Source organism: Microvirga roseola, assembly GCF_020866965.1.
GTDB classification, from domain to species: domain Bacteria; phylum Pseudomonadota; class Alphaproteobacteria; order Rhizobiales; family Beijerinckiaceae; genus Microvirga; species Microvirga roseola.
Genome location: NZ_JAJATX010000098.1, coordinates 1 through 9,771 on the forward strand (window position 1 = coordinate 1; position 9,771 = coordinate 9,771).

12 protein-coding genes are annotated in these 9,771 nt (G+C 60.7%); 6 read left to right on the top strand and 6 right to left on the bottom strand.

Annotated features, from left to right (window positions below):
• The first annotated feature begins 85 nt into the window (after positions 1–85).
• Both LG661_RS23595 and LG661_RS23600 read left to right on the top strand, forming a co-directional pair.
• Positions 86–2,263, top strand: a complete 2,178-nt coding sequence (locus LG661_RS23595) for an Ig-like domain-containing protein (protein ID WP_230534435.1) — start codon at positions 86–88, stop codon at positions 2,261–2,263.
• A 2,194-nt stretch (positions 2,264–4,457) separates the two neighbouring features.
• Entirely contained in the window at positions 4,458–5,384 is a 927-nt protein-coding gene (locus LG661_RS23600; protein ID WP_230534436.1) for a hypothetical protein, read from the top strand.
• Between the two features lie 201 nt (positions 5,385–5,585).
• On the opposite strand, the gene LG661_RS23605 is transcribed toward LG661_RS23600, so the two are convergent.
• From LG661_RS23605 to LG661_RS23620, 4 genes are all read right to left on the bottom strand, one after another.
• Entirely contained in the window at positions 5,586–5,942 is a 357-nt protein-coding gene (locus LG661_RS23605; RefSeq protein ID WP_230534437.1) for a hypothetical protein, read from the bottom strand.
• A 48-nt stretch (positions 5,943–5,990) separates the two neighbouring features.
• Positions 5,991–6,431 (bottom strand): hypothetical protein, encoded by a 441-nt coding sequence (locus tag LG661_RS23610; RefSeq protein ID WP_230534438.1) that lies wholly within the window; start codon positions 6,429–6,431, stop codon positions 5,991–5,993.
• 143 nt (positions 6,432–6,574) lie between these two features.
• Entirely contained in the window at positions 6,575–6,796 is a 222-nt protein-coding gene (locus LG661_RS23615; RefSeq protein ID WP_230534439.1) for a hypothetical protein, read from the bottom strand.
• Between the two features lies 1 nt (position 6,797).
• Complete coding sequence (locus tag LG661_RS23620) at positions 6,798–6,995, bottom strand: hypothetical protein (RefSeq protein ID WP_230534440.1); 198 nt, start codon at positions 6,993–6,995, stop codon at positions 6,798–6,800.
• 128 nt (positions 6,996–7,123) lie between these two features.
• Here LG661_RS23620 and LG661_RS23625 point away from each other — a divergent pair, with 128 nt between their 5' ends.
• The 4 genes from LG661_RS23625 (at position 7,124) to LG661_RS23640 (ending at position 8,423) form a co-directional block, all read left to right on the top strand.
• Positions 7,124–7,435 (top strand): hypothetical protein, encoded by a 312-nt coding sequence (locus LG661_RS23625; protein ID WP_230534441.1) that lies wholly within the window; start codon positions 7,124–7,126, stop codon positions 7,433–7,435.
• Positions 7,436–7,508: 73 nt separating this feature from the next.
• The gene (locus tag LG661_RS23630) at positions 7,509–7,664 is read left to right on the top strand and encodes a hypothetical protein (RefSeq protein WP_230534442.1); all 156 of its coding nucleotides are present in this window, start codon (positions 7,509–7,511) and stop codon (positions 7,662–7,664) included.
• 63 nt (positions 7,665–7,727) lie between these two features.
• Positions 7,728–7,979: a type II toxin-antitoxin system Phd/YefM family antitoxin gene (locus LG661_RS23635; protein ID WP_230534446.1), complete on the top strand. Its 252-nt coding sequence runs from the start codon at positions 7,728–7,730 to the stop codon at positions 7,977–7,979.
• Positions 7,980–7,982: 3 nt separating this feature from the next.
• Positions 7,983–8,423: a PIN domain-containing protein gene (locus LG661_RS23640; protein WP_230534443.1), complete on the top strand. Its 441-nt coding sequence runs from the start codon at positions 7,983–7,985 to the stop codon at positions 8,421–8,423.
• Between the two features lie 91 nt (positions 8,424–8,514).
• On the opposite strand, the gene LG661_RS23645 is transcribed toward LG661_RS23640, so the two are convergent.
• A complete protein-coding gene (locus LG661_RS23645) occupies positions 8,515–8,676 on the bottom strand; it encodes a hypothetical protein (protein ID WP_230534444.1) in 162 nt (53 codons plus the stop codon).
• Between the two features lie 136 nt (positions 8,677–8,812).
• Positions 8,813–9,253 (bottom strand): hypothetical protein, encoded by a 441-nt coding sequence (locus LG661_RS23650; RefSeq protein ID WP_230534445.1) that lies wholly within the window; start codon positions 9,251–9,253, stop codon positions 8,813–8,815.
• Between the last annotated feature and the right edge of the window lie 518 nt (positions 9,254–9,771).

Below are 9,771 nucleotides of genomic sequence, written 5' to 3' on the forward strand. Positions count from 1 at the left end.
GTCGAACAAGACCAAGCTCACCGCAAGCGACTTCTTCGTCGTGTAAGGCACCTATCCGGCACCCCGGCTTTTCTGAGAGGCTCCCATGCCCGTGACCGCATCCATTTCTGACGGCGTCCTCCTTCTGAGCGGGACGCCCTCGAGTCAAGTCGTCGTGAACTATGGGCCCTCAGGGCTGGTGACCATCACTGAAGGCGGCGCTGTAGTTGCGATCACAGGGGCGGATCAGCCCGTGCTGTCCATCGACCCGGCAGTAATCCCATACAGTTCGTATGGCGTGACCGTTGTCGGCTCCTCGACGGGCGACGTTCTGAGGGTCAAGCCAGTCGAGAGTGGATCGTCAATCTCCCTCATCATCGATGGCGGCGGCGGTCAGGATGCTCTTGTGCTGCTCGACGATCCGTCCGACACCTCCATCAGAAACTATACGATCACGCGGATCGAGACGCTGACCGGCAGTGCCGGAGGCGATTTCGTTGCCTTGGGCAACGCTGGCGGGAGCCTCACAGTTACAGGCGGTGTCGAATCCCTCCTCGGCGGAACAGGGATCGATAATATCACGCTGGGCCACGGCGATGATGTGCTGCTTACTGTTTCCATTGAGAGCCTCGATGCCGGAGCGGGAAACGATCAGATCACCCTTGGCAACCGGGGCACAACGGTGACGTTCCAGAACGCCGAAACGATCATCGGCGGAGTCGGGATCGACAATATAACGGTGACGGCCGGCGCCACCAGCCTCAACGGCGGTGGTGGCGATGACATCCTGATCTGCACGTCCGCGAATGACACGATCAATGGCGGAGCAGGCATAGACCGCCTGACCGGTGGCGGCGGTCAGGATCTCTTTATCGGAACGAGCTTCGATTTCAGCGGCGATACGATCACGGATTTCTCGATCGGCGACGTGATCACCGTGACTGATGGCGTGGAAGGGCAAATGGCGGCCTCGTTGGCCGGCAGTACCCTCACGATCGACCCCGATGGGACGGGCGGGACCGGGACATCCGTGACGATGAATCTGTCGGCGGTGCCCCTCGGCAGGCTGGAGATCAGGGGCAAGACGATCATCTTCCTGCCGGAGCCGGCTCCCACGGTCTCGGTTGCGGCTGCAGGGCCGCTGGTTGCGGGAGTGCCTGCCACAGTCACGTTCCGGTTCAGTGAGCCGGTGGCGAACTTCTCGCTCGAGGATGTAACGGCGACAAACGGGGCCCTCGCCAACCTGGTCCAGCTGGATGTTGTGACCTACGCAGCAACCTTCACGCCTGCTGCGGCAGGGGAGACGACCATTGCGGTCGCTGCCGGATCTTATGAGGACCTGTCCCAAGATGTAGGGGGTGGATCATCGTACACGGCGCCGGTCATCGATTACATTGCTCCGACCGTCAGCATCACCAGCCCAGCTACTGCTGCCATGGGAGTGCCGGTCACGGTCACCTTCAGCTTCAGCGAGGCGGTGCAGGGCTTCACGCTGCAGGATGTCGTCGCGGCGAACGGGACCTTGTCGAGCCTTGTCCAGGTGGATGCGACGCATTACCGGGCGACATTTACGCCGACCGCAGCCGGGATCGGGAGCCTGCTGGTTGTCGGAGGCTCCTATACGGACGCTTCCGGCAACCTGGGATCGGGTGCATGGAAGGCCGTGACCGTGCAGGCGGCCGGTTTGAACAGCATCGGGTCGAACGGGGTCGAGCGGATGTACGGCACCTCGCTTGCCGATAGCCTTTCCGGCCGCGGCGGGAATGACGTGCTTGACGGCGGCTGGGGTAATGACCGGATCTGGGGCGGCTCCGGGAACGACAAGATGTACGGAGGCCTTGGCCGCGATTTGTTGAAGGGTGAAAGCGGAAACGATACCCTCAAGGGCGATGACGACAACGACACCCTCTGGGGTGGCGCTGGCAATGACATCCTCGCGGGCGGTGAGGGCAAGGACACCTTCGTGTTCGACCTCAAGCCAAGCCGCACCAAGAACCGGGACAAGGTTCTCGACTTCGATCGGGCGGCAGACTCGATCTGGCTCGAGAACAAGGTGTTCACCAAGTTCGGCAAGAAGGGCTCGGAGATGAAGCCGGCCAAGCTGAACAAGAAGTTCTTCACCATGGGCGACAAGGCCAAGGACAAGAACGACTACCTGATCTACGACACGAAGAAGGGTATGCTCTTCTACGATGCCGATGGATCGGGGAAGGCCAAAGCCGTCGAGATCGCTTCGCTCTCAAAGGGGCTCAAGCTCACCGCCAGCGACTTCTTCGTTGTGTAGTCGGGGCCAGCCGAATGGGATGATCGGAGAGGCCGCCTTCGAGGGGCGGCCTTTTCTTTGTCCGCGGCGGGTGAGGGCTGTGATATTGCGATTCCGCAAAGATACGGCCCGGGACTGATCTGGGCCGAAGGGAGCCCGGAGCCTCCTCTGCACGCCCGAGGAGGACAGCGCGCCGTCCTTTCATCTGCTCCCACGCTGCAAGCCCGGGCCCGCTGGTCAGGAATCTGCGGCACCGAGCGACACAGACCCGTACGATCGAGACGACAGGGGCCGAATGGCCCCACGCCTTACGTCAAAGACGTCGCCGGCGTATTCGCCTGGCGCGACCACCGGAATCCGGAGGCTGCCTGTCAGCCGGGCCGAGCCGCTCCTGAGAGCGGCAGAGGCCGATAGAGCTTGCGGACGCATGTCGTCCGCCCGCAGCCGGAGCGTTCTGCGACGGCAAGTATTAAGATAGTAAAAACGATGGACGCGGTTTGAGCGTCCGGATTGCGAGGCGGGGTTGCCTTCAGCAACCGGAAGCCTCGCTCCTACCCGGCCACGATCCGCCTGGATCGTGCGATTTGGCATGGGCCAAAGCGCGCCGGGGCAGCCTCGCAGAGCCCAATGTTTTACGTAGCAGTTTTCGGCGAACCGACAGGTGCGCCAAAACTGCGTTATTGGGCCCTAAAAATTATCCTGCCCCTAAACCTCCCTCTGGACCCCTCCTGTACGGGGTCTGTGAACCTCAGAGGTGTTCCGACAGCCGCAGGCTATGTCCGTCGGCGGGGTAGGGTCATACGGGACGTCAAACGGGGCCTGTGGCCCCTCCCGGGCCGATCGAGGGCCTTTGAGCCTGTCCTGCCTCGCTCGGCCTCCAGGCCGCTCCTGGCGGTTTTGGGGACGCGCACACATGAGCAGCGCGTCTCTCTCTGCCGTTTCAACGTATTCCGGCAGTACAAAATGACATGAATACGCTTCATAAGAATCGCGTGAGCAAGCGCGCTGTTATGCGATACGATGAGCGTGAAGCACAGGACATGTAATCAGGCCAAGTTTAAGGCCCATGGCGTTCTATGAACGCTCCGCAAAGGGGGTTTTACTTCGCACGCATGGAGTTCGGCGGGTGAGCTTGCGAGTCCCGCTGGTGCGCTGGGGAGATCTGGGAGTTGTGGCGACGAGGATCGACCTGTCCTGTCGGCCGGAGGCCGGTAAGGTCATGGACGTTTCCGACCTGACCTTTTGAGGGAAGGTCTGTTGCTCCGGAAACCTGACCTCCCGTTGCGGGATCGGGGCGGCTGTCGGACCACGCGGCCGGAGCTCGGTCTGTCTCGAGAGGGGAGGGCGGCGGCTGCAGGATGCCCATCACTGTCAGGTCCTTTGTGGCTGCGACCTGACGTGGGCTGTGTCAGATCCGGCACGGCATGAGGTGCCAGGCTGCGTGCGGCTGGCAGCCTGGGAAGGACGTGGGGCATGCCTCGTGGCCCATGCGCCTACCTGAGTGGCCCTCCCAGGCTCCATCCGGATTCCTTGATCTACAAGGCGCAAAGGTCAGAGCGTCAGGCGCAGGGCGGGGCCGACCTTACCTCCATATGTAAGATTGCGTGCTCCTCAGACCTAACATTGAGCCGAGGTCGAGCGTCAGGTGAGGCGAGTGTCAAACCTTACCTGTCCGGCGTACTGGAGTGGCAGGTGACCAGCCTTCTGGATCTGCCCGTCCGAATTCGGTGCGGCCCATGCTGGAGCAGGCGATCGGGATGGCCGGGGGGTGGGAGCGCCGTCTGGGTTGCCCCGCGACCTGGCCTCCGCGGTTGGCCGGGATCTTCTGGCGAGCGGCAGGTGGTGTCGGAGACCTGCCCCTGGCCCGAATTCCCGTGTCAGGTCGAATGCTGTGGAAACCTGACATGCCAGAACGTTGGGTAAGGTGGTGTCAATTGTGAACCTGACATCGCTTTTACTTAGGCATGTCAGGTCAACGGCATCGCGTACCTTTCCTTAGGCAGTAAGGTTTTGCGGGCCACGTGACCTTCCCCAGCGATGGCAGGGTGTCATGTGCTGGCGACCAGGGATCTGACAGTTAAGTGTCAGGCCCATGCACCCCTTCCACCTTTCACTTCGTTGAATCTTGGCCGTAAGGGTGATAGCTTCCGGTTTAATTCGGAGGTGTGAGTCTTAATTCGCACCTCGCCATACGGTTATGAGAAGAGGCTTGATCATGGGCGCAGCGGCGGCCGCGACGGTTTCAAACGGCAAGGCGCGTAAGGACGGCAAGAAGTATCGCTGGGGCGCAGAGCGCCCGGGCGTGCTTGAGCGCCGTGTGCAAATTCGCATGAAGCATCTGTCGAAGAAGCTTGCGGAGGCGGAGGAGCGGGCCGCCAAGTTCCGTGCGGCCGAACTGGCAAAGGTTGAGGCTGAGCGCCTGTTCCTTGAGGAGCAGAAAGCGCTTTTGGAGCAGCATCGTGAGGAGGTGAGGCGCAAGCGCACCTTCCGTCCGGTGCATAGCTTTGTGGTCGACGACTCCTTTACGGAGCAGGAGATCGAGGCAATCCAGGCTGAGAACCCGGGCATCGACGCAGAGGAAGCGCGAGTTCTCTTGTCTTTGCGAGCGAGGAAGAGCCTTAGCACGGGCATAGTGTCTGGCCCCTCTAGCGCGGCGGCTTTGCAAGGCGAAACTTTAAGTGAAGATCAGGCGATCGCAGATGTGGCTGCAAAGCCTGTGCCAGCACCCCGGGCGTCCTCCCCGGAAAGGGCGAAACCTGCGTCGGTCCATATCCCGGCGGCAGTGACGATCTCTGGTGGCGCCGACGGGGGCCATGAATGGGCTGACTTCGACCCGGACGCCTGGGAAGAGGGCGAGGAGTATCCGCGAAACCTTTATATCGACGTGCTCACGCGCGATGGGTACCGGGTCCTGGAACGGCGAACTGATCTTGAGGAGCCCGAAACGAAGCCTCTCACGCCGGAAATCGAGGCTATGCGTCATAGCCAGCAGGAGTATGAGGCCAGACAGGCGAAGATTCGGACCAGGCACGGGATCAATCCGATGCTTTGGCCGCCTGAGGTTATCGATGAGGACCGTCGCATCGACGAGGAGCTGACAGCATTGAACATCAAGCTGTGGGACGCGCTCGATCAGCTGTAGCCGGGGTTTGGGGACGCGAGCATGAAAAAGGCCCCTCCATGGGGCCTTTGATTACGGCTCAGCCGAGTTTCCGGCGGTAGAAACTCGCTGCCCACCACCGACTCAGCGCGAGATTGCTGGACTGTCGGAGCAGCAGGCCTCTCCAACGAAGCGGCTTGGCCGAACGTCTAACTGTAAGCGACATTCTCGTGGCCCTTTCTCCTATGCTGCGATAGCGAAACTGCTGTCCTGCCAGACGGGGCAATGGGGACCGCAAGCCCGACAGGGTTGTTCCGGCTGGGCGATGACTTTGGCGACTTCGGCCTCGGCGGCTTCAACCGCTGCCCAGAGCGTGGCGTGGTAGCGGTCCTCTGGGACCCGGCGCGGATAGCAGCCGGTGTTCCAGCAGACCTCCCAGCGTTCCTCCATCCCATCGTCGTGGATGAGATCGCTGCGCAGGACGTAAACGATCTGCTCACCTGGCGTCCGGCCGCCGAAGTAGGTGTGATGGCTCATGCCTGTCGACATCCTGTCGGTCCAGATGAGCGGGGTCGGCTTGTTGAGCGATGCGGCGGTCATGCGTTTTTCTCCGAAACCCTGAAATCGTCGCGATGGGAGGCGCGGGCCTTAAGCGGCGATCTCCTCTTCCCCGGGGATGAACACGTAGTTGGCGGTGACGAGGATGCCGTACTGGGCGAGCTCCTCGATGAAGCGATCGAGCCCTTCTGTCTGCTCGGCCGTGGCGGGTGAAGCGAGCGGCTCGCCGTCTCCATCCAGGGAGTACCAGTTCTCGCCGTTGATCTGGAACTCGCGGGTGCCGTGATCGACGTAGAGGCTGTCGATCAGGTGGATCTCGTCGGGGCCTTCCCACCCGAAGGCGCCTTCGTCCTCGCCCCCGAAGCGGGCAGCTACGGCGATTTCCAGCCGAAGCTTCTTGCAGATACAGGCGAGCTGTTGGGCGAGGCGCTCGTGGAGGTCGCGGGCGAAGGCTGTCCTGCAGGCGATAGCCTGGGCCAGAACCTGGATGCGAATGCCGGACAGGGCCGTGAATTGCTCGAGGGTGTCCATCGCCTTGCTTCCTTTCGGGGATTTTTTGATCATCTCTTCACAATCCCTATCGAGAATTGAGATGAGCCGGGATCAGGGCGATGGGGTTTGCGAGTGCGAGCACAAGAAAACCCGCCCCTTTGGAGAAGCGGGTTGGGATGCGGTCAGATTGTATTCCAAGGGCCGAGCTTGTTGATGCCGCAATCCTCGCAATGGTCATCGACCGCTGCCTGCGGGGTGGCGCCGGCATTGTACAGGGGACGGTACATGCCGTCCTCGATGCAATCCTCCGGAAGGCAGTATGAGCGCCATGCGTAGGAGATCGCCTCCGCCTTCCAGGTCTCATAGCTGCCGGTCGAGGTGTTAGGCTGGGGAAATGCCACCATCTTAGGCTGCCTCCCCTACCGGGAATGCCGGGCGCTGAACGACCCCACTCGCATAAGCCGCTTCCAGGTCAGCGAGAAACTTGTTGCCGTATTGGAGGCAGCCGACCGCATGGACGTAGCGGGCGTAGCGCTGACGGTCGATCTCGTTGTTGAACTCGTGGTCAGAGGCTGTGCTGACGTCGAGGAACTCGCTTACCAAAGTGTCACGGTCGCTGCGGAGGGTCTTTCGGGGTTTTGCCCAATCACTCGTTACAGCGTCATCGTGCCGTTCCTGATCTTCTTCAACGAAACTTGGGGACTGGCTTTCGCCGGGGCGAACGGGGACACATGCCCGATGTCATCGGACTCACCCCGGAGCTCGTGATGAAGTCCTACATCGACTATCAGATCTACCTCCGCGGGTTCGGCCTGATCGTCACTATTCCGGACCGCGCCGATGCGTGGCTCGGCGAGAAGCAGGGCTCGGGATACGACGAGCAGCAAGGCGCAGCCGCTGCACTGGCCGGCGCTGTTGCCCTCGGCATCTCGAATGCCGGCAGGCTCCCCAAGCTCCCCGGCAAGCTCGGGGGAGGCGGAAACGAGCTCGACGGCATCAAGAAGAACCTCACACCCGACAGGGTGCGGGCGCGAGGCATCTGACCGGGAACTATCGCCTGGGTCAGGACCTAATGAGAGCGGGGCCATTCGGCCCCGCTTTCTCTTTGGGGCAATCATGGACGAGATCGAGAGCGCCGTTTCCTCGGCAATCGAGGAGCGTTTCAAGCGGCTGGAGCCGCCTGCCGACGTCGCCGCCCGGCTGTGGGAGCTTGTGGACAACTGGCAGCCGGAAGCCGATCCGGAACGGCCGGAGCAGGCCGAAAATTGTTGACACGCATAGGCCTCCCAATATATGACTACTGTAGTCATATTGGAGGAGTCCAGCATGGACATCATCGAGGAAATCCAACTCAAGGATGCCAAGGCAACCTTGAGCGCGGTCGTGGATCGCGCAATCGAGACGCATCGCCCCCAGGCGATCACCAGGCACAACAAGAAGGTGGCTGTTCTCCTGTCGTGGGAGGATTACGAGCGCCTGTCGTCCATCCCGACATTCGGGCGTCTGCTCATGGCTGCCCCGATCGAGACCGGGGACATCCCGGAGCGGAACCGCGAGCCGGAGTCCCATCGCACGGTGGAGTTCTGAGCCTTGTATCTCGTCGACACCAACATCATCAGCGCGAGGGCACCGACAAAGGTCCCCCGCGCCGACATCGAAACTTGGATGGATGCAGCCTCGCCGCATCTCTACATGTCCGTAATCACTGCTGCCGAGATCGAGGCGGGGATCAGCAAGCTTTTCCGTGACGGTGCCTCCACGAAGGCAGGCAGCCTTGTTCAGTGGTGGGCTGCCGTCAAACACTGGTACGGGGACCGTATCATTCCCCTCGACATTGCCATTGCGGAGATGACGGGGAAGGTGCTCGACAAGGCCAAGGGTAGGGGGCACTCCCCCGGCTTTGCCGATGCGGCCGTTGCGGCAACGGCATGGGTTCATGGCTACACGGTCCTGACGGCCAACGTGAAGCATTTCCAGCCGTTCGGGGTGAAGATCATCAATCCTTTCGAGGGGCTTCCTCCCCTGCCGTGACCGGCCGCGCCGTCCCATGGCGATCCCTGGCATGAGTCCTTTGCGAGAGCGTCGGGCTGCTCCCCGGCGCTCTTGTGCAATGCTACTAGAGTCAGCCGACTGCGTGGATGTAGCGGGCGTACCGCTGACGGCCTAGGTCGTTGGTGAACTCGTGGACGGTGGCCGTGCTGACGTCGAGGAACTCGCTGACCAGAGGCTCGCAATCGCTGCGGCATGTACTCTCGAACGCCGTGAAACGTTTGATCCGCTGCATGTCCGAATCCTCTCGGGGCCGTCCAACCACTGGTTCGTAACATGTCCCGAAAGGAGATAAGCGGGATGAGGCAACGTTTGCACTTTGGCCGGCAGCTCTGGCTCTTCGAAGCTTGAGGGAGCAAGCCATGGTGGCGTCAAGCTAAATGGTTGACGCTCAGTTTGAACTCCTTGAACACGACGTCACCGTTATATTCCAAACGGCCGGTGACAAATGCTGGAATGGTGACGGATCCTTCCGTTTCAAATCCGTCAGGATACTTGACAGGGACATCGACCAGGAGATGTGCGCGCGTGGTAAACTCGCCGCTAGAAAGGATCTCAACGGATTCGGGTGAGGCTTCGGTTACGAAAAGGCTGGCACCAGGGTGATGCCCTATAACTTCACTCCAGACCGGATGGCTTTCAATGTCGAAGTGTTGGACACATTGTGCTATCTTCGCACGAGCCTGATCCTCCGGGGCCAGGGCTCCGGACGTATCCACGTCAGTTTCCTGAAAGAAGGCCGCCTTTCGTACCCTTATTCGCCGAATGTTCTTTTTTCTTGCCGTTGTCGTGAAAGCTCCCGCTTTTGCCATTGGTCACCTCACCTCACACGTAGACGATACTGCCAGGACAAGGTGGCGCATAGCCCGTCACCGACATCTTCATTGAACGTTTAGATCAACCTGGGTGATTTACACTAAGTCGAAGCTCTTTAATCGCGATCTGTCCGTCATCATTACGCGTGCCCTTGACAAAGGCCGGTACAGTTCTCGAGCCGTAGGACTTGGTCCCGTCTGAGCGTACAAAGGGAACGTGAATTACGAGGCGTGCGCGGACACTAAAGTCACCCTCTTTGTCGATCGCAACCGAGGTGGGTGAACACTCGATGCCGTAAAGCGTGGCCTCTGGGTACTCGGCCGTCACTGCTTTCCATGAGGTGTGCTTTTGAGCATCAAGTTCCCTTATGGACTTCGCAATTTGAAGAAGGACATTGTCAACAGTCTTAGGATCAGGGGCAGCCATCAGCTTAGTACCCTCGTGAGTAACCCCTTCAGAGGAGGCTTCCAGCTGACTAGGTGTGAGATCTGAGGAGGTTGTTCATCCCGTCTGA

Coding starts and splice junctions, on each gene's coding strand:
- LG661_RS23595 (WP_230534435.1), top strand. CDS start 86: ATGCCCGTGACCGCATCCATTTCTGACGGCGTCCTCCTTCTGAGCGGG.
- LG661_RS23600 (WP_230534436.1), top strand. CDS start 4,458: ATGGGCGCAGCGGCGGCCGCGACGGTTTCAAACGGCAAGGCGCGTAAG.
- LG661_RS23605 (WP_230534437.1), bottom strand. CDS start 5,942: ATGACCGCCGCATCGCTCAACAAGCCGACCCCGCTCATCTGGACCGAC.
- LG661_RS23610 (WP_230534438.1), bottom strand. CDS start 6,431: ATGGACACCCTCGAGCAATTCACGGCCCTGTCCGGCATTCGCATCCAG.
- LG661_RS23615 (WP_230534439.1), bottom strand. CDS start 6,796: ATGGTGGCATTTCCCCAGCCTAACACCTCGACCGGCAGCTATGAGACC.
- LG661_RS23625 (WP_230534441.1), top strand. CDS start 7,124: ATGCCCGATGTCATCGGACTCACCCCGGAGCTCGTGATGAAGTCCTAC.
- LG661_RS23630 (WP_230534442.1), top strand. CDS start 7,509: ATGGACGAGATCGAGAGCGCCGTTTCCTCGGCAATCGAGGAGCGTTTC.
- LG661_RS23645 (WP_230534444.1), bottom strand. CDS start 8,676: ATGCAGCGGATCAAACGTTTCACGGCGTTCGAGAGTACATGCCGCAGC.
- LG661_RS23650 (WP_230534445.1), bottom strand. CDS start 9,253: ATGGCAAAAGCGGGAGCTTTCACGACAACGGCAAGAAAAAAGAACATT.